This is a genomic window from Aliifodinibius sp. S!AR15-10 (assembly GCF_031569985.1).
Classification (GTDB): domain Bacteria; phylum Bacteroidota; class Rhodothermia; order Balneolales; family Balneolaceae; genus JAMQKA01.
Genome location: NZ_JAMQKA010000033.1, coordinates 46,598 through 66,041, shown reverse-complemented (window position 1 = coordinate 66,041; position 19,444 = coordinate 46,598). Strand labels below are relative to the sequence as shown.

Sequence of the window (19,444 nt, the reverse complement as noted above, 5' to 3'; positions counted from 1 at the left end):
AAGTAAGGAGTTGATCTTTGACTTGTTGAGAGAGGTCGGGAAAGGTGAGTTTATCCATGATGTTTTATTCGAAAAATACAAAAACCCAATCACATTTACCCCTTTTATTTAGTGGTAATGACACTAGCTTCCGATGGATGGCCTGTTAACGGTCCCATGCTCCAAAAATCTTCCCAAAACTTCATCCACAACAGCCTGCCGTAAAGGCCCCAGGTCAAAGTAATAGCCATTCTCCCGGCGGCCCACATTCTGGCGGTTAGTCAGCAGAATGATGGACAGGTCATATTCAGGCACAACCACAATGCTGGTGCCGGTAAAGCCGGTGTGTCCGAAACTGCCCTCCGGCACACCCTCTGCAGAGAATACGGCGGGATCCATCACCCAGCCGAGCCCGTTGCCGAAGCGATCTTTTGTCAAAAAGGTATCAATCACTGCCTCTGAGATGAGCTGTTCTCCCTCGAATTGGCCCTTATCCAACAGCAAATTTATCAGCATCTGAAGATCAGATGCACTGGAAAAAAGTCCGGCATGGCCCGCCACGCCTTTCGCTCCGTACCAGGCATTCCCGTCGTTGACCTCTCCCTGTAGCGTGTAACGGCGCCAATCATCCCAGGAATCGGGCTCCTCATTCACCGTGTAGCCAAAATTATCGTCATAAATCATCTGTTTCTCAAAAGGATTGCCGTGTGATGTAGCTGCAATCTGGTCTTTAATAAACCCGTTACGCAGCGGGTTGAATGTCGTTTGTTTCAAGCCAAGAGGCTTGTACAGGTGCTTATGCAAATATTCATCCAACGGTTTCCCCGAGACCCTGTGGATGATCTCACCCAGTAACATAAACCCGAGATCGCTGTAATGACGTCCTTCTCCCACGAGATATTTCAACGGCAAGCCGGCAATATACTGATACTGCTCTGAGGCAGTAGAGGCATGATAATACGTTGGCACCCACTGGTAAAGTCCCGCTGAATGCGTCAAGAGGTGGCGGATGGTAATCCTGCTTTTTTCGCCGGTATCAAACTCGGGTAGCCACCGATGGATAGGGTCTTCCAACCCGACTACTCCTTCATCCACCAACAGCATGACTCCAAAGGTAGTGGCACACACCTTGGTGAGGGAAGCAATATCAAACAGTTCGCCGGTGGTCATGGTTTGTGGCACCTCCATGCGCTCCATGTCATAATCAAGCTTTTTGGCGTAACCGTAGGCATTGAAATGAAGCACGGAATCACCCTGCTGCACGCGAACCACTGCACCGGGGATATTATTGAGGTCAACTTGAAGCTGCACCATGCTGTCGATGGCAGCAATATTTCCGACGGACTTGGTCTTCCGGGGTACTGGTTCACCACAACCCTGCAGGATAACCGCAACAACCGCTATTGCCAGTAATATTCTGATAGGATTAATATTTATTGGGATTAAATTCGATTCCTAAAGTATAGCACCTGATGATAGGATTAAAGTTTTATTTAATCACTGCCTCATCTGTTGAAATTGAAAATTCAGGGATTAGAAACTGAGGTGCACATAGAAATCACCGTGAACCGAAGAGTTTTTCTTAGTGTAGCTTTGCATGTCCTTTTGTGCCACTTTGTGCAATAGCTTCTACTTTAATACTGCTACATATATATTGGAGCAGGTGTCCTGAAGGCCTGATCAGCCTATCCGACATTATAGTGTCAATGTATCTGACATACTAATGTTGGGATCCACGACATTAGTATGTCATAAGGGGCGACATTACAATGTCAGACAGTGTAACATTATGATGTCGGGTAGGATGACATTAGTATGTCGGGAGCTTTGCGCAGGCCTGTCCCTCTGGTAACGTGGTAAAGGAATACTGGCTTCAAAGTAAAGGATAGGAAAACAGTAGTAATCCTTTCATGAAGGAGGGAGTTGCACTACCGGCCTTTACAGCTTGTGAGTACAACTCCGCTCACAACAGGAGTGTTTAAGATCTACAACTTGTGAAACCTGTTTATTTCGTTCCGTAATCCCAGTGCTCAGCTATTTTCCCATCCTCGATCCGGAGCATATCAAACCAGGTAGTGGTATAGGTTTCACCTTCGTTCTCCGGATCTTCCAACTCCCTTTTAAACGCCAGAATTACCAGATCTCTTTCGGCCACAATGGTCACCAAATTATCGATAGTGGGCTTGACGGGGCGCTGCTCAAACTGACCGAAAAAGTCGGTAAACGGCTTACGACCAGTGGCCACGTTGGGATTGTGCTGCATGTAGTCCTCCGCCATATATTCGCTCGCCTTCTCCATATTCCGGGCCTGGAATACCTCCCGCCAGAAGTCGAAGACCAGCTTTTTATTTGCCCGGAGCTGCGGATCGTCGCTCTCCAGCAACGCTTGCTGGTCCTCCGCCACCTCCACCGGGAGTTGCGCGTAGGCAAAACTTACAGTTGTCAACAGTATAAAAAGGGTTAGACATGTTTTCATAGTGATTAAAATTCGGTTATATATTTCCATTTGTTACATATCTCTTTACACGTTCGTCTTTGATAACCCCGTCCCAGTTCAGGCCGAATCCAAAATCGTAAGTATGACCTTCTGAATCCGTATAGGGTTTCATGTCCCGGGGCACATCTTCATACTGCTCTTCCACAGTTTTCATACTAGCAGGCATCTGGAACGGCAACAGACCGGACGGTTCATGTTCTCCGGTTATAATATCCATCAATGCCTGGTCCTGTACTCCGCTGTGGATCAAGATTGCAGAGGCATTCTGTTCAAACTCATCAAACACCATTGGATTATTTACCTTAATGGCTACAATTACGGGCTTGTCTCCCATTTTCTCCCGCGTCTCATTTACCATTTGGAGATCGTAGCTGTTGTGGGTAGAGACTGTTTTCCCCTTGTAGCTCCGATTGGTAAAATCCTCGAAGGGACTTCCCCCGGCAATGCTTTCCTCTCTGGCATGTTCTGCCGTATAATCCTGATATTGCAGGCTTATCGGCATATACCCATTACCCCCCTGCTCGGCATTCTCACCGGAATAGCCATCCCCGCCCTGGGGGCTTTCAATGCTCACCAGTGCAAAATCAGCTTCGTCAGGACTGTCCACCACTTCGAAGTAATCCTCCGCAATCTCGTGGCTCACCGGATCTTCCCATCGCTCCGGGATTTTGTTTCCAAACCAGTCCGTTCCCTCGGGTATATACCGTTGTGGAATGTATACTTTCAGATCGTTTTCCAGCGGCAGGGTATTGTCGCTGTTTTTAAGCATCACAATGGATCGCAGCTGGGCCTGGTAGCCCTCTTTCATGAACTCTGGGCTACCTACCGTTTTTTTAGTATGAGCTACATCCACATAGGGATTTTCAAACAGGCCGGTCCGGAAACTGTTCTGTAACAACCGAACCGCTGACTGCTGAAAACGCTTGCGCATATACTCTTCTCCAAACTCTTTAACGCCCATCTGGTAGGCTTCCAGTACGGGACCCATCTCGTTGTTCCCGCCGAACTGGTCGACCCCCGCCTTGATCGCCTCATAATGGCGCTCGGCTACCGTCAGATTTTCCACGCCCCACGGCTTTCCGCTGAATATGTCAATTCCGGCGGCATCGGCTGTGATGAGCCAGTCGGTGCACACCACACCGTCATAGTTATAGCGCTCCCGCAGCAGGTCAGTAATCATATATTTGCTGTAGGCATTGCCCACGTTCTCATTGTACACGGTATCTCGGTTGTGGGAGATGGTGTAGTAGGGCATGGCTGCTGAAGCTGCGCCCGTTTCTCCCTCCAGGTTGAACGCCCCCTCGGTAAACGGCTGCAGGTGATCCTCCAGGTTATCGCCCGGGTATACGGCGTATGATCCGAATGCGTAGTGGGCATCACGACCGCCCTCCTGCGCGCCGCCGCCCGGCCAGTGTTTCACCATCGCATTTACGCTCTGGTAACCCCAGCCCTTTTCAACTACCTCGGAAGATTTCGAATACTGGAATCCATCGACATACGCCCGTGCCATGTCGGTGGCCAGTTCGGGATCTTCGCCCATGGTGCCATCAAAACGGCTCCAGCGCGGCTCGGTGGCCAGATCTATTTGGGGTGAAAGAGCGGTGGTGATTCCAAGCGCCCGGTACTCTCGCGAAGCTATCTCACCGAATTTTCGCATCAGCTGGGGATCAAACGTCGCAGCAATACCCAACGTACCCGGCCACATAGAGATGTCTCCCCCGGCCCCGGCGTTGTATTCGGCATAGGAGTCGCTTCCGTGGCGCGGGTCGGAGCTGGTGTTAGAGGGGATGCCCAACCCCAGCCCCTCTACATAAGCCTGCATGGTATTATTCCAGCGGGCCGCCACTTCGGGAGATTCCACGCTGGTGATAAGTACGTGCCGCAGGTTATCTTCGGTCAGGAACTTCTTTTGCTGATCAGTGAGATCCCAGGGATTGGCGGCGCTTTCTTTGTATGTTTTCCCATCATACGTACTGGGACCACCAAAACCGCCACTGGTTGAAGGAATAGCTTGGTGACCGCTGTAGAGCATCAGTCCCGCAATCTGTTCGATACTCATTTTTGAAGCGAGATCCTTTGCCCGCTCTTCGGTCGATAGGCGCCAGTCTTCGTAGGGATCGAGCTGCCCGTTTCGGTTCAGATCTTTAAACGCATAACTGTCAACGGTCAATATTTCTATTCCCGAAGAGGGAGAATACCCCAGCGTAGCACCGTCATCATTATCAATAATTTTATGATCCCCATTATCTTGGGCTGTCCAAACCGGAACTGTACTTGATGCCACTACAAATACCAGGAGCGGAAGAAGGTAAGCTGTCAGTTTTGTTCGCATATGTAAAGAGTATTTATTTATAAAGGCTTTTATCGATTTTTTTTAAAAACAGTCATCCTGCACTACGATGCAGGCTCTAGCATGGGCATTATTCTACTTCAAAAATTCTTATCACTAATCTCCCAACCGCTCACTGTAAATCTTATCCAGCAGCTGCAGGCGTTCTTTCCCGGGGATGGATCCCGACCCCACGGAATCACCTAAAAACATGGTTGGGTATTCCTTTACACCGGTGGCCGGCCATTGAGGCAGTCCTTCGCCATTGGGATCACCATCTCTGGCAAAGTTCACCCAGTAAGATGACATTTTCTCTGCCAGCTCGTGGTCGGTTTTCTGCCATGGACGACCGCTTTTATGCAATGTGTTATAGGCATACATGATTTCGCCCGTGTGGAAAGCTCCGTAGTCCTGTTGCTCGTCGGTATAGGGCAGGTCCCGGGTAAAATGATATATGTAGACGGCAGTTTCTCCCGTTTTATTCTGCATCTGCATCCATTTCCAGGACTGAAGGCCGAATGTCAGGAGACTAACCAAGTCAAGTTGTGATTCCCTCGCGACGGAGTCGTTAGTTGCCGGGAAAAGCTCCAGCACTTCACCTGAATACTCCTCGTAACGATCCTTCATGGATTGGCGGAAGTCGGCGGCATCCTGGACCGGACCCATAAAATTACCCTCATCTGCATTCCAGCCCGTCAGTACCGGGACGTCATTCTGATTCCCTTCTGCAAAAATGATGTGCACCGGCCGGGGAAGAAAATGACCGTCCACGATGGGACCAAATTGTTGTTGAAAGGCTAATAATGAATCGGCAGATAGCTCTCTAAGTTTTGAAATATCTGCTGACAATTCGGTTCCCCTTTCTTCGGCAGCTTTTAATGTGTTTCCAGTCAACCGATTGGAAGGCAACAATGCGGCCCCGCTCTCGGCGGCGGCACGGTGAAAAAGACCTTTGCCAAGCGGAGAAGCCACCAGGTAGTTCACGCTGTATGAACCAGCCGATTGGCCCGCAATTGTTACATTCGCAGGATCACCCCCAAATTTTGCGATGTTTCGCTGCACCCATTGTAAGGCAGCGATCTGGTCCAACAGCCCGTAATTACCAGAAGCGTTGCGAGGTGATTCCTCGCTGAGTTCAGGATGAGCCATAAATCCGAAGATCCCAACGCGGTAGTTGATCGTCACAAATACAACACCCTTTTCGGCCATCTTTTCGCCATTGTAGATTGGTACAGAGTTCGATCCACTGTTAAAACCTCCACCGTGAATAAATACAAGGACCGGTCGCTTTGCATCGGTCGCCCCCTCCTTGGTCCAGATATTCAGGTTAAGGCAGTCTTCACTCATGTTACCGGCCGGGGCGATAAATTCACTCGTCCACATCGAGAATGGCTGGGGTTTCCTCTGCATGCATATCGGGCCGAACGTTGAGGCATCCAGCGTATCCTGCCAACTCTCGGCGGACTGCGGAGGTCGCCATCGAAGAGAAGCCACCGGGGCTTTAGCAAAAGGAATGCCTTTGAAAACGTAGACACCGGACTCTTCGTTGAAAACGCCTTCTATAATCCCGGTCTCAATTGCCAGCACCGACTCGATCTGCTTCTTTTTCCCATTGCATGCCAGGAGTATTGACAACAGTAAAATAGCGTGTGTGAATAATCTCATAAAATTGCCCGATACAGATGGATATGGTCAGGCTTTCTGATCTTTTTCCATTTTGGTATACCATACATCGTGAATATCCCTTCCCGACCGATAATACATTCCAGTATATGGACTACTAACTATTGTTGCAATATGTAACAATAAGCGGGTGGTATTGGCCCCTACCTTTTTGTTATTCCTGAATTCAGGACTTCTTCAATCTTGATTTGCCTGGCTGAAAAGCCAAGATATCATGTACTTGTCCGAATAGGCTTGTAACCAGGAAAAATGACCAACTGCCGGATACTCAGTGTATCCAGGTTGTCCACCGGCTTTTTGCAGAGCTTCAATCATAACACGTGACTTTTCCGGGGCAACAACGGGATCATCAGCTCCATGAAACGCCCATACCGGGATATTGGCATCAACAATACGACCGGCTGTTGTGGGATCACCACCTCCGCAGACGGGGACGGCCGCCGCAAATTTTTCAGGCCAACGGGCGATGGCATCCCAAGTACCATATCCCCCCATCGACATGCCGGTTATATAGATTCGCGTGGTATCAACGGCATTATTCTCAATTACCTGGTCCAGCAGAGCCATCGTCATCTCTAGCGGTCGGGAGGGTTCATCTGCCAGCCGCAGCGGTTCTCCTTCACTTCCAAATTCTCCCTCAAAGTTAGACCACGTGGCATTGGAGGGCGATTGGGGAGCAATAACAATCGGTTTGTGTGTCATTAACATTTCATCAGTAGCAAAATTCTGAACGCCCCATTTGAGCTGTGAGATATTATCATTACCCCTTTCGCCTCCACCATGCAAAAAAATCACCACCGGATATGTTTCCGACTGGCTGAAATCAGGAAATGAAATTCGGTAATTCAACGTATCTCCCTGGTCGATGTATTGTTCGGCGCTAAAGCGTAAATTTTGTGCCTCGGCAGGCTGGTTTGATACTACAAGGCATAACAAAATCAGCAAGAATCGTTTCATTGGTCTACAATTTTCTTTTCGAATCCCCAGTATCTATACTAAGAAATAAATCCCTAGGGAAGTCGGTTAATATTTGATAATAGCTGTGATCAGGTCACTAACAAAATACTCGGGTAACCAACTTAGACAAGTTTGATTTAAAAATCCCCAGAATGGAGGAGAGAAGCTCGAAATGAGTATTTCCCTCCTCCTTGTGGGGTCAAATCGTGGTGCTAATCAGCATTCAGCTTCATCCGTTACCATCCGGGATTCTGTTGCAATTGAGGTTCTCCATCAACAGTGCTTAACTCGATTTGCACTGAGGGCAATGGGTACAGATTATGTCGATCTGCATAGTCTTGGTGGCCTCCTATGTATTCCCTGCGAGTCTCTTCAACATCGAGGAAATCGTTAAGCACTTGCTGTGCCCGTCCCCAGCGCCGCAGGTCGAACAGTCGGTGACCTTCCATAGCCAACTCAAGTCGGCGTTCCATCTGGACAGCCTCTCGTGCGTTCTCCTGGTTGGCAAAGGCGGATGACGTAACAGGATATTCAGCAACCTCATAATCAGCCCACGTAATGGAGGAATCATCAATTGGCACCTCGATATTATCGATTGGTCCCTGTGCTGCTGCGGCAGCTCGTTCCCTCACGCGATTGACCAGCTCCCGGGCGTTGCCGAGGTCACCTGCCTCCACTTCAGCCTCTGCAAGCAACAGCAGCAGATCGGCATAACGATAGAGGTGGAGATTCTGATTGTGGAGCTGGTAACTTGCCCAGCCCACGCTGCTTGTGGCCTCCGCACTGCTCTCGGGTATGGTCTTCTTCGGGCTGTACTGACCGGCCCACGCGCGATCGCGGATCCAGTTTGAATTATGCACACCATAGTCGAGATAGGGAACCCCGTCACGACCTACCGTCCAGTCCAACCGGGGGTCGACTGGTGAAGATGCATCCGGACTCGTGTTGGAATCGTTCCAGGAATCCGGCTGTGAAAGAGGCAGTGGCAGTCCATCTCCATCCACCTGGAATGCGTTTACCAGGTTCTGTGACGGTTGATGGAAACCACAACACCCAAACGGGCTACCGGCATGGGGAAAGTTCAAGCGGTCTCCCCAGTTACCATTTCGCCCCGTTGGATCGCCATCATTGACTGACGCCTGGTACGCCAGGATGGTTTCCCCCTGACTGGCATGATTGGCGGAGAATACCTGGTGAAAATTATCCTCAAGGTAATAGGGGCCATCTTGTTCAACCTCCCGCAGTGTAGACAATGCATCACTGTAATTTCCAGTGTATACCTGGACTCTACCTTTGTAGGCTTTTGCGGTCCACTCGGTAACTCTGCCGGGTTCATCCTGGGTAGTAGGCAACAGTTCAATAGCGGCATCCAGGTCTTCTAGTATCCGGGCGATCGGATCTACCCCTGTGTTTGGCTTCCGGTAGTTTTCCGCTTCCTGGGTATAATAGGGAATATTGCCCCACATCTTCCAGGCCTCAAAGTGGTAGTGGGCTCGTAAGAAACGCGCTTCCCCTTCAATACGCTGCCGTTCAGACTCTGAAATACCTTCCACAGAATTTAATAGGCTGATGGTGGCATTGGCCCGGTTAATCGCATCGTACAGGGAATTAAATTTGTCATTCAAAATGATATCAACTCCACCCGTACTCCACTGGTACAGCTCCACTTCTGATACCTGCCCGGCATCCCCCGGTTCTGAACCTTTATAGGCATTATCAGAAGCTACACTGCCCCAGACCCAATTACTGGCGGCCACGCCCGTCAAATCACCGAAATTACCGTCCCCGTCAAGCATCGAGTAGGTAGCAATAAGATTTCCTTCCACGCCATCTTTATTGGCAAGTTCACTTGCACCGAGTGTTCCCTGTGGCGACTGCGAAAGGAAATCTTCACAGGCATAGATTGTACCTAACGCCACGAAGGCGATCACTAACAATCGAAATATTTTCTTAATTGAATTCATGACTCAATATTTTTTTGAATTAAAAGTCTGCTTGCAAACCAATAGAGATAATGCGGTTTGACGGGTAGACGCCCCTGTCTACCCCACCGGCCTGGTCACTAATGTCCGCTCCTGCTGTTCCAGTTTCAGCACCGTTGGGCAGTGATGGATCGATATTGCTGTACCCCGTAATAGTGAACAGGTTCTCTCCCTGCAGGAACAATCTCAAATTTCTAAAGCCGGGCAACACCTCCCGTGGTACGGTATAGCCTATCTGCAGGCTCTGGAGTCTCAGGTAGGACCCATCCTCCACGAAGAAACTACTGTACTGGCTGCTAAAGTTATCATTCTGGTCCAACCGTGGATACTCAGCCTCATCCATGTTGACAACCTGCCCGTTTTCTACGATGGCAGATTTATCCAAAAGCTCTTTTCTGACGTTGGAATTAAACAAGCGAAAGACGGTAAACTCCTTCTGTACATTGAATATCTCGTTGCCGATGGATGCGAACAGGAAAGAACTGAAATCGAAGTTCTTCCACTGGAATCCAAGGTTCAGCCCGCCGGTAAAGTCGGGATGGTAGGAACCGATAATCGTCCGGTCTTCGGCGGTAATTTGCCCGTCCCCGTTGGTATCTTTAAACCGGATGCGACCGGGAGCTGCACCATCTTGCTGTGCGTGTGCATCCACCTCGGCTTGGTTAGCAAATAGTCCGTCGGCTTCATAGCCATAGAATGAACCGATCGGGTGGCCGATTTCATTTCTAACTACGTTTCCACCCCGTACGCTGGCACCGATAGGACCGTAAAAGAAGTCGTTTCCACCACCAATGCGTACAATCTCGTTTTGGTAATGGCTGCCATTGATATCTACGCTCCAGCTAAAATCGGTATTAACGGTTTCCCGGTATCCTATTTGAACTTCAACTCCGCGGTTCCGCATCTTACCAACATTCCTGAATGGAGCGGCGGCCTGCCCTTGCGTACCGGGTACAGTGGGATTAAAAAGCAGGTCATCCACTTCCCGCTGATACATATCCAGGACAAAAGTTACTTTTCCCTCATACAGCTCGGCATCAAGCCCCACGTTGTACGAGATGTTTTCCTCCCATTTCAGGTCATTGTTCCCAATGACGGTCCTGGTATAGCCGGGCACAATGTTGTTGCCGGTGTTATTAATATCATAGAAAGTACTTCCAGTGCCGCCGCCATACTGATCAAGGGTTCGACCGGTAGGTATCTGCTGGTTCCCGGTAATTCCAAAACCGGCCCTTATTTTCAGGTCTGTAATAGCTTCAGAACCGCTCATGAAAGCCTCTTCCGACAGACGCCAGCCAATACTACCCGCAGGGAAAGTACCCCACCGGCTGGAAGCCCCCAGACGAGAAGATCCATCCCGGCGAATGGTAAAGCTTAAAAGGTACTTGCTATCATAGTTATAGTCGACCTTTCCAAAAAAGGAAGCCAGCGAACTGTTATATCCCGAGCTATTTACATTCTTCGTGTTAGGATCACCCAGGGCATCCTGGATATAGTGTTTATCCGGATTTTGCGTGATAAAACCCGCCATGGTTCCATCCATTTCGCGGTAACTGCTTTGATTTGCTTCAAACCCAGCCAATACGTTCAGGTTATGCTTTTCAACAAGCGTAGTATTGTACTGGATTGTGTTTGACCATGTCCAATTGGTAAAACGATTTGAATTTTCACTAAATGAGGTGACTGAATTGGGCTCTGAATTTTCAAGGGTCGGATACGTGAAGTCTTGCCCGGTGTTTTCTCCCAAATCAAAGCCAAATGTTGTTTTTACCATTAGATTTTCGGTTAAATCTGCCGAAGCAAAGGCACTACCCACTACCCTGTTGTTGCGTGAAATATCATTTCTGTCATCCCAGGCTAATTTCACCGGATTTGTGTGGTTACCCAGGGTATTGGCTTTACCACTGGCAAAATTACCCCCAATATCATATACCGGTACAATAGGTTGAAGCAGCACGTTTTTCCCGACGGGACCGCCTTCGATAAATCCACCGGCAGCAGGCATTCCGCCCGTTGTATTCGCAAGTGAAACAGAAACATTTTCACCAACCGTAAAAATACCGCTGTTAAACTCCGTGTTTACTCGTACAGAACCCCTCTTGTACCAGTTATATTTCATGGTACCTTCCAGGTTGAAGTAGTTGAACGAAATGTTGTACGTGGCGTTGTCGCCTCCACCGGAAACACTCAGGTTGTAATCCTGGGTAACGGCCGGATCAAAAAGAGCATCCCACCAGTTGGTTCCCTGGCTGGCCGGCATAATCAGGTTATCACAATTACAATATTGATAATCATCTTCGGTAATTCCGAAGGCCTGCAGATCGTTTGTGGGATTATCCCCGTCATTGGGATAGATATAGTTGGGAATGCTTGGATTATTGGGATCGCCATAAATATTGGTAGGTACGGAGAGTCCGGCATTTTCGTGGCTGCGTTTTACGATCTCATGGTAATCCAGAGGATCCTGAATCAAGAAATCGTCATAGCCTCCAACCGGGGTTGCAATACCGGCATTGACACTCAACGAAATCTGAGGCTTTCCTGCTACACCGCTCTTGGTTTCAATGATAATAACCCCGTTGCTGGCACGAGAACCATAAATAGATGCGGCAGAAGCCGATTTTAACACTTGGATGGATTCAATATCATTGGGATTCAACCAGTTTTGATAGGCATCTTGCATCGGCACCCCGTCAATAATGTACAGAGGATCGTTATTCTGGAAGGAGCTTATCCCGCGAATCCGAACCGTACTGCGACCACCGGGCGATCCCGTTGAGGCGATATTCACACCAGAAACCTTTCCCTTCATTTTGTTAAGTACGCTTGCCGATGTCTCCCGGTTGAAGTCCTCTGAGCTAATTGACGAAACAGCACCGGTCACATCCGCCTGGCGCTGCGTTGAATATCCTGTTACAATCAATTCATCACCCGCAATTGCCTGTGGTTGCAGCACCACGTTAACCGTTGTTCTACCGTTAATGGGGACCTCTTGCATTTGATATCCAACAAAAGAAACTACCAGCGTATCCTGGAGACTGGGAACATCAAATTCATATTCTCCATCTACATTCGTTGCGGATCCGATGGATGTCCCTTTTACCAAGACATTGACTCCGGGCATCGTTTCTCCCGAACTGGCATCTGTCACCACACCTAACACCGTAGCCTGATCCTGGGACATGGCTGGCTGGACCAACAAGCCTGCCATAATCCATATAGGGATCATTTTCCCTATCATCCTTATTAAGTTACGATATGTATATTTTTCCATGATCTAACCCTAGTTGTGTTATTTATTGATATTGCGATTTCCCTAAGCTTAATTTTTTGTCACATACGGCCTCCTTTCTCATAGTATCCCGTGAGGCAAAGATTTGAACGGACTTGAAGTCATGAAATTAGTAGAGAGGGAACAGAACACACGATAATATCCCTAATATATGGCGCCACCTATCCGTACCTATTACAGCCTATATATTTCCCTAACTTTTTATAACAGATTCACCATCCAGCGATTTCTCACCAGGATTTATTCACTATTAAACTACATTCCTAGTGTTCATCACAGCTTTTATAGCAGCTTTGTGATTTACAACTTTTAAATAACTTTGACCAATGAGTGCAACATTTTTTCCAAATCTACAATGTTGCATAATGCAACAAAGAGTATTTAAGCTATTGTATTCACAAATTCAAATTTTTTATTAAAATCTGTAATGACATGCATATCAATGGATTAATGACTTTTAAGATGGGACAAAAAGGATATATATGGTTTTGAATGGGACTCAAAATTCATTTATGCAAAAAATTGCATGAAAAATCCAAACCAGAGAGAAATGGTCAAAAATCGTAAAATTTATCTCCTGTTCTTCATCACAAGTTTCCTGCAAATATGTGCGAGACCTCAGTTTTTTTAGCCCCTCCCTTAACTCCAAATAATGGAAGACGCTGTAGTCCGCTTCTGTAGATAGTGTCAGTTGAGCAGCAACAGGATTCGAACCATCCGTTTGAGATCCTTACTTAGTTACTGCATAAAGAGAGGAACTGAAGCTAACTAAAAGGATAAAATCCCGGTTACTATCACGCAACCGGGACCCATAGGGATCATATAGGTTGAATGACAGAGATCATCAACCTACATTCATTTTACTTACTCAGATCCAGGATACGACAGTCGGTCAAGAAACTCATATCGATCTTGGTGTTCGACCGGACGCAGGCGGCTGTTGACATCAATCTGCATCACTTTTCGAACCTGACCTTCCTGCAGCGATGTCCACTGTGGCAATCCAAGACCATTTGGATTGCCTCTTTTCACGAAATTAGCAATGAATCCCTGGAAAATATTCGAGACCTGGTAGTCCTCTTCGGTCCAGGCATATACGTTATTCCGGGGCAAGTTGCCCATCACGTACTCAATTTCAGCCGCGTGAACCGCACCGCTGGCCGGAGGTGGGGTATTCGAATTCTTTGGGGCAGAAGCCATGGCCGGACGGGGTCGGGAGTAGTAGTAACGGTAGACCGGGCTGCTGCTTGTCTGGCTGTGCACATCACTCCATTTCCATGTGCTATAAGCGATAAATCGGTCACCCGCCAGATCAGTGGCCGATTTTAGGACCTCTTCCTTAGTAGACCCCGGGTAGAGCTCCAATATTTTATCTGCATTTTCCCCATACAGATCCCCAACAAGCTTTTCATAATTTTCAGGAGTCGGTTGTTTCCCTTGGAAGAGGAATTGATGAGCCATCTCCTGTGAGTTCCACCCCACCAGCAGGGGCACATCAGCCTGCTCACCTGAGCGGTAGATTTCAAGAGGATCCCTGGGAAAGAAGTGGCCATCCACGGTTAACGAAAATCGTTGCACACCTTCTTTCGCTGTCGCTTCCAGCACTTTCTCTGCAGGCATTTTTCGCATTTCACTGAGCGAACCAGCACCCAAGACCTCCTGAAACTTTTGACCAGCCTTTTCGCCTTCCTTGAGAGGAGCGGCCGACAGTGCCCCTAAAAGAGATCCACTTTCGCCCACAGCACCGGAAATCAGATCCCTGGACAGCGGGGAAGCCATCTGTGCACTAACCGATATCGACCCGGCCGATTCGCCGGCAATGGTGATGTTACCCGGATCTCCACCAAAAGTCTCGATGTTATCTTTTACCCACTGCAGGGCCAGTGCCTGATCCAACAACCCATAGTTTCCGGAAGCTGAGTGGGGCGATTCTGCTGTTAGCGCCGGATGTGACATAAAGCCAAATACTGAGAGCCTGTAATTGACTGTAACGGTGACAATCCCTTTGTTTCGGGCCATGCTTTCCCCGTCATACCGAGGCTCAGAACCGTCACCTGCCATCAGTCCACCGCCATAAAAATACACCAGTACCGGTAGGCTGGCATCAGAATCTCCGGTAGACGACCACACATTCAGGTAGAGGCAATCTTCGCTCATCCCGTCAGAGCGAAACACCATATCTCCAAAAACAGGACGCTGCATACAGCGTGGACCAAACTGCTTTGCTTGTTTCACCCCGCCCCAGCCTTTAACCGGTTGTGGGGCTTTCCAACGAAGCTCTCCAACCGGCGGCTGAGCAAACGGTATGCCTTTGTATATATAAACTCCGGAATCATTGATGCCTTCCAGAGTCCCGTTTTCAGTAGTGACCTGTGGATTAGATATGTCGGTAGATTGTGCTTTTACCTCGGATCCCAATAGAACTCCTATTACTAATACAATGGTAATTATTTTTGTGAATAAAGACCGAACCATCTTTCCCATATTTTAATGTGATAATTCTTATTTCCCCAGTACATTAATCTTATTGTTGCATAGAGCAACAATAGTAATAGTATTAACGTAATTAGACAAATTTTTTTATCTTTAAATCATCATTTGATCCAGTTGACTAACTAATTGAAATATGGAAAAGCCACAAATTGAAGGCATAAAAGACACAGATTGGTCCCGGTTTCTCCCCGGTATTTCAATTGACTGTGTAATCTTTGGTTATCATGACCGGGAGTTAAAAATCTTGATTCTGGAGTTTAAAAATACCGGCTATCTTGCCTTGCCGGGTGGATTCGTCTACAAAGATGAAGATCTTGACGAAGCCGCCGAACGTACGCTGAGGGAGCGAACTTCTTTAGACAATATCTACCTGGATCAATTTCACACGTTTGGGAACATGGAAAGATATGATACCGAATACATGCGGGGCGTGTTGAAAGCGAACGGGGTAGCTGCTACAGAGGACCATTTTCTGATGCAGCGTTTTATTTCGGTTGGATATTACGCTCTTGTCGATTTTTCCAAGGCACATCCCACACCTGATAAATTATCTGACAGCTGTTTCTGGTGTGATCTTGACGAACTTCCCGAGTTGATTCAAGATCACCGTCTTATCATTCAATATGCTCTTGACACACTAAAAGAGAATATTGAGCATATGCCGATCAGTTATAACCTTATGTCAGAGACCTTTACCATGGGAGAGCTACGAAGCCTGCATGAGACGATCCTTGAGAAAAAAATCAATCGGACCAGCTTTCACCGTAAAATGGTCAATTCTGGAAATCTCAAACGGATCGGCAAAAAGAAAACGGGCGGTGCCCACCGCGCGCCCTATCTCTATCGATTTGTTAAGGACAACTAGACTTAACTGCTTTTGTTGAGTCCCTCTCCTGCAATATTCGCATACACCTCGTCATTGGGTTCCCAAAGCTCGATTTTCGTACCGTCGGGATCAATGATCCAGCCGAATTTGCCATACTCATACTCCTCAATTTCGCCCACAATTTCGACGCCTTCCTCTTTTAACACTTCAATCAACGCTTCGAGATCATCCACCCGGTAATTGATCATAAATTCCCGCTCACTGGGATCAAAATATTCGGTGTCATCTTTAAAAGGTCCCCATGCAGTAAAACCCTTTTTATCTTTATCATCGGAATGTCGCCACTCAAAGGTACCGCCGTATTCCCCACTGTCGATACCCAGGTGCTTCTTATACCAAGCCCTTGTTTTTTTCGAGTCTTTGCTTTTAAAAAAAACTCCGCCAATGCCGGTTACTCGTTTCATAGGTTTAACGTTTGAGGGTTACATGTTGAAGGTTGAAGGTTTTAGCATCTTCTAAGCTGAATTTAGAAAAAAGTATCACAGAGCGTCACATAGAATTCTTTTCACTGAGTCCCTTGTGTAACTCTGTGAATTCTTTGTGACACTTTGTGTAATAACTTAGCTCGCTCTTCTTGTCCACCAGGAAAGATTACCCACGACTACCACTATGAGGCTTCCCACTACGGTATAGAGCGGCCATGCAATAGCCAGGGCTTCACCGGGCAACAAGTTCTGGATCGGTCCCTCTACCATAAAAAGCAACGAGATCAATCCCGCAAAAAAGCCGATCAACGCATCAGTCAGATCAGGTGAATCAAACCAGCGGCCGAGCACGAAAGCCCCGAGCAGCCCACCATATGTATAGGAAGCGATTCCCAAACCGAGCTCCACCACCGCGGGTCGCTCTCCCTCCTGCAGCTGAAGAATTGCAAAGAAAAAGGCTGATCCTGTAAGGATAATCGCCCAACCAATAGTGATGATGCGTGAAATGCGCAGGTCTTCAGCCTCGGTATTTTCTTTGCCAAAGTAGGGTTTGTAAAGATCCAGTGTTGTGGAAGAAGCCAGCGAGTTAAGGGAGGAGCTCAGGCTGCTCATGGCAGCCGCAAAAAGGGCGGCCACAATCAAGCCCGAAAGCCCGACGGGAAGCTGCTCAACAATAAATTTGGCAAAAATTTCGTCGGTGGTGGCTAAACCCAGTGCTTCGGCGGGCTGGGCATTATAAAAGGCGTACAGCAGGAGGCCGATCACCAGGAACAGGGCGAATTGCAGCGCTACAACAAATCCACTCCAGACCAGAGCCCTTTGGCTGTTTTTAAGATTCTGAGTCGTCAGCAGCCGCTGCACGATCAGCTGATCGGTTCCGTGGGAGGCGACCGAAAAAATAGCCCCACCTATCAAGGCCGTAAAAAAGGTGTAAGGGGCAGCGATAAAATCAGAAAAGTTCATGTCAAAACCGAAATCAACAAGATTTAACTTTCCTGCCTCAAGAGCCGTAGAAACAGCCCCCCATGCGCCGTTAGGCAATCCATTGATCATGATACCCATCGCCAGCAGCGCTCCACCGATATATACAGCCATCTGCATCACATCCATCCAAACCACAGCCTTGATACCACCGATCAGCGTATAAATGAGAGTTATCGCAGAAATGGCCGTTATGGAGAGCAGGTATACTTCCAGGTCACCCCACCCGGAAAATGCACCGCCCAGTCGCAAAATAATGGCCAGTGGAATGGCAGTGGCGAAGAGGCGCACCCCGTCGGCCAGCAAGCGTGTTATCATAAACGTGGTGCTTGCGGCATTGCGCATGGAGGGACCGAAGCGGTTGGCAAGGAACTGGTAGGCAGTCGTCAGGTTACCTTCATAATATTTGGGAAGAAAAAACAGGCTCACCAGTATGCGCCCCACGATGTAGCCCAGTGTAATTTGAAGAAACGTAAGGTCTCCCCCATACGCCACTGCCGGTATACTTATGAATGTCAACGTGCTGGTTTCGGTTGCCACAACGGAGAATAAAACCGCCCACCAGGGAATGCCATGTCCTCCCAAAAAGTAGTCAGAGGTTGACGTCTGCTTACCGGCAATTCGGATGCCGATAACCGCCACCCCGACCAGGTAAAGTACGATAACGATGTAATCTATGACACTGAATTCCAAAATATAATCCCTTTATTTAGTAGCAGGTTTATAGCTCATGAGTCGGGAGTGCAACTCCCTCCCAACACCTCTTTACTATATTTTGATAAAGATTTTTTTGCGGTAAAATATCGACATCACCCACAACCAAAACACTACGTAACCTACCGCAAACATCAATGAGGCATTGATGGGATCTGTCAGCGGAAGCAGAAGGTCGTGGTAGATCATCCCTTTGATGGAACCCGCAGAACCGGTAGGTGCAGGGATCATCGAAATCAACTTCGAACACAGTTCCGCCATCACATAGACAGCCAGGGCATTCATGCCGAATATCACAAACGGCTTCGTCCACCATTTCACTTCTTTAATGTCGATCAGCCAGTAGCAGAAAGCCAGGAAAAGGAGTGCGATACCACCGGTCAACAGCACATATGAACTGGTCCAGAGCCCTTTGTTGATCGGGAACCATTGATTAACAATTACTCCGGCCAGCAGTCCCAGGCTGCCAAAGACATACATATAGAGCGCTTTGTCTTCCTTGCTTCTATCTGAATTAAGTAATTGACCGGTTAGCAGGCCCAACAGTACGGTACCGATTGCGGGAATCGTACTCAGGAATCCCTCCGGTTCCCAACCCGGCTGCCAGGTGCGGGCGCCGAGAATTGCATTGTCAATATAGGTGGCCAGGTTCCCTTCCATAGTGAGCTGTCCTGCCCCGTGGCCCGGTACCGGCACCAGCATCATAATGGTCCAGTAAAACCCAAGCAACCCTGCCGCCCACCACGCAAGATTGAGAGGTTTTCTGAATTCCAGGTAAATAATAGAAGCGAACAGGTAGCAGAGACCAATCCGCTGCAACACTCCCATTATACGGATGGTAGATAGATCAAACAGTCGGAACGGCTCCAGCCTGAACACAGGAAAAATCGCCATGCCTACCCCTATGGCAAACAACAGGGAGGATCGTATCACTACTTTTTTATAGATCTCTTTTTTGGATACCCCTTTGCTCTCCAGGCTGTTAAACGAGTAGACCATGGCTACGCCAACAATGAACAAAAAGAATGGAAAAATCAGGTCGGTAGGCGTCCAGCCATGCCACTGGGCATGTTCCAACGGATCATAAATATGCGACCATGTTCCCGGGTTATTGACCAGGATCATTCCGGCAATTGTTATACCCCGAAAGACATCCAAAGAGATTAACCGCTCTTTTCGTTTTACCATTTTACATTTGTTCTTTCATTTTACTATATAGGCCAATA

Annotated in this window: 13 protein-coding genes; 2 read left to right on the top strand and 11 right to left on the bottom strand. The window is 48.1% G+C overall.

Features of this window, described 5'->3' with window-relative positions; all coding sequences use genetic code 11:
- Positions 1 to 123 precede the first annotated feature (123 nt).
- Positions 124 to 1,293, bottom strand: coding sequence for a serine hydrolase (locus tag NC796_RS18255; RefSeq protein ID WP_310686503.1), 1,170 nt, complete (start codon positions 1,291 to 1,293; stop codon positions 124 to 126).
- Here NC796_RS18255 and NC796_RS18250 point away from each other — a divergent pair.
- Positions 1,216 to 1,392: a hypothetical protein gene (locus NC796_RS18250; RefSeq protein ID WP_310686505.1), complete on the top strand. Its 177-nt coding sequence runs from the start codon at positions 1,216 to 1,218 to the stop codon at positions 1,390 to 1,392. The two genes, NC796_RS18255 and NC796_RS18250, sit on opposite strands and share 78 nt — an antisense overlap.
- 592 nt (positions 1,393 to 1,984) lie before the next feature.
- On the opposite strand, the gene NC796_RS18245 is transcribed toward NC796_RS18250, so the two are convergent.
- The 7 genes from NC796_RS18245 to NC796_RS18215 form a co-directional block, all read right to left on the bottom strand.
- A complete protein-coding gene (locus tag NC796_RS18245; protein WP_310686501.1) occupies positions 1,985 to 2,455 on the bottom strand; it encodes a nuclear transport factor 2 family protein in 471 nt (156 codons plus the stop codon).
- 16 nt (positions 2,456 to 2,471) lie between these two features.
- Positions 2,472 to 4,808 (bottom strand): glycoside hydrolase family 3 N-terminal domain-containing protein, encoded by a 2,337-nt coding sequence (locus NC796_RS18240; RefSeq protein ID WP_310686500.1) that lies wholly within the window; start codon positions 4,806 to 4,808, stop codon positions 2,472 to 2,474.
- Positions 4,809 to 4,922: 114 nt separating this feature from the next.
- Positions 4,923 to 6,470, bottom strand: coding sequence for a carboxylesterase family protein (locus NC796_RS18235; RefSeq protein WP_310686498.1), 1,548 nt, complete (start codon positions 6,468 to 6,470; stop codon positions 4,923 to 4,925).
- Between the two features lie 195 nt (positions 6,471 to 6,665).
- Positions 6,666 to 7,445: a prolyl oligopeptidase family serine peptidase gene (locus NC796_RS18230; RefSeq protein ID WP_310686496.1), complete on the bottom strand. Its 780-nt coding sequence runs from the start codon at positions 7,443 to 7,445 to the stop codon at positions 6,666 to 6,668.
- 236 nt (positions 7,446 to 7,681) lie between these two features.
- On the bottom strand, positions 7,682 to 9,409 hold the full coding sequence (locus NC796_RS18225) for a RagB/SusD family nutrient uptake outer membrane protein (RefSeq protein ID WP_310686494.1): 1,728 nt from the start codon (positions 9,407 to 9,409) through the stop codon (positions 7,682 to 7,684).
- Between the two features lie 19 nt (positions 9,410 to 9,428).
- Positions 9,429 to 12,701: a TonB-dependent receptor gene (locus NC796_RS18220; RefSeq protein WP_310686493.1), complete on the bottom strand. Its 3,273-nt coding sequence runs from the start codon at positions 12,699 to 12,701 to the stop codon at positions 9,429 to 9,431.
- An 882-nt stretch (positions 12,702 to 13,583) separates the two neighbouring features.
- Positions 13,584 to 15,203, bottom strand: a complete 1,620-nt coding sequence (locus NC796_RS18215; protein ID WP_310686491.1) for a carboxylesterase family protein — start codon at positions 15,201 to 15,203, stop codon at positions 13,584 to 13,586.
- A 142-nt stretch (positions 15,204 to 15,345) separates the two neighbouring features.
- Between NC796_RS18215 and NC796_RS18210 the strand changes: the two genes are divergently transcribed.
- The gene (locus tag NC796_RS18210; protein WP_310686490.1) at positions 15,346 to 16,077 is read left to right on the top strand and encodes an NrtR DNA-binding winged helix domain-containing protein; all 732 of its coding nucleotides are present in this window, start codon (positions 15,346 to 15,348) and stop codon (positions 16,075 to 16,077) included.
- Between the two features lie 2 nt (positions 16,078 to 16,079).
- Here the strand turns inward: NC796_RS18210 and NC796_RS18205 are convergent, their stop codons facing one another.
- The 3 genes from NC796_RS18205 to NC796_RS18195 all read right to left on the bottom strand — a co-directional run bounded on the left by NC796_RS18205 (position 16,080) and on the right by NC796_RS18195 (position 19,406).
- Positions 16,080 to 16,502 (bottom strand): VOC family protein, encoded by a 423-nt coding sequence (locus NC796_RS18205; protein WP_310686489.1) that lies wholly within the window; start codon positions 16,500 to 16,502, stop codon positions 16,080 to 16,082.
- Between the two features lie 156 nt (positions 16,503 to 16,658).
- On the bottom strand, positions 16,659 to 18,197 hold the full coding sequence (locus tag NC796_RS18200; RefSeq protein WP_310686488.1) for a sodium:solute symporter: 1,539 nt from the start codon (positions 18,195 to 18,197) through the stop codon (positions 16,659 to 16,661).
- A gap of 75 nt (positions 18,198 to 18,272) precedes the next feature.
- Entirely contained in the window at positions 18,273 to 19,406 is a 1,134-nt protein-coding gene (locus NC796_RS18195; protein WP_310686486.1) for a hypothetical protein, read from the bottom strand.
- Between the last annotated feature and the right edge of the window lie 38 nt (positions 19,407 to 19,444).

What these genes read in the sequence shown, in the direction of transcription:
- NC796_RS18250 (WP_310686505.1), top strand. Translation starts at nt 1,216, where the DNA reads ATGAAGCACGGAATCACCCTGCTGCACGCGAACCACTGCACCGGGGAT.
- NC796_RS18255 (WP_310686503.1), bottom strand. Translation starts at nt 1,293, where the DNA reads ATGGTGCAGCTTCAAGTTGACCTCAATAATATCCCCGGTGCAGTGGTT.
- NC796_RS18245 (WP_310686501.1), bottom strand. Translation starts at nt 2,455, where the DNA reads ATGAAAACATGTCTAACCCTTTTTATACTGTTGACAACTGTAAGTTTT.
- NC796_RS18240 (WP_310686500.1), bottom strand. Translation starts at nt 4,808, where the DNA reads ATGCGAACAAAACTGACAGCTTACCTTCTTCCGCTCCTGGTATTTGTA.
- NC796_RS18235 (WP_310686498.1), bottom strand. Translation starts at nt 6,470, where the DNA reads ATGAGATTATTCACACACGCTATTTTACTGTTGTCAATACTCCTGGCA.
- NC796_RS18230 (WP_310686496.1), bottom strand. Translation starts at nt 7,445, where the DNA reads ATGAAACGATTCTTGCTGATTTTGTTATGCCTTGTAGTATCAAACCAG.
- NC796_RS18225 (WP_310686494.1), bottom strand. Translation starts at nt 9,409, where the DNA reads ATGAATTCAATTAAGAAAATATTTCGATTGTTAGTGATCGCCTTCGTG.
- NC796_RS18220 (WP_310686493.1), bottom strand. Translation starts at nt 12,701, where the DNA reads ATGGAAAAATATACATATCGTAACTTAATAAGGATGATAGGGAAAATG.
- NC796_RS18215 (WP_310686491.1), bottom strand. Translation starts at nt 15,203, where the DNA reads ATGGGAAAGATGGTTCGGTCTTTATTCACAAAAATAATTACCATTGTA.
- NC796_RS18210 (WP_310686490.1), top strand. Translation starts at nt 15,346, where the DNA reads ATGGAAAAGCCACAAATTGAAGGCATAAAAGACACAGATTGGTCCCGG.
- NC796_RS18205 (WP_310686489.1), bottom strand. Translation starts at nt 16,502, where the DNA reads ATGAAACGAGTAACCGGCATTGGCGGAGTTTTTTTTAAAAGCAAAGAC.
- NC796_RS18195 (WP_310686486.1), bottom strand. Translation starts at nt 19,406, where the DNA reads ATGGTAAAACGAAAAGAGCGGTTAATCTCTTTGGATGTCTTTCGGGGT.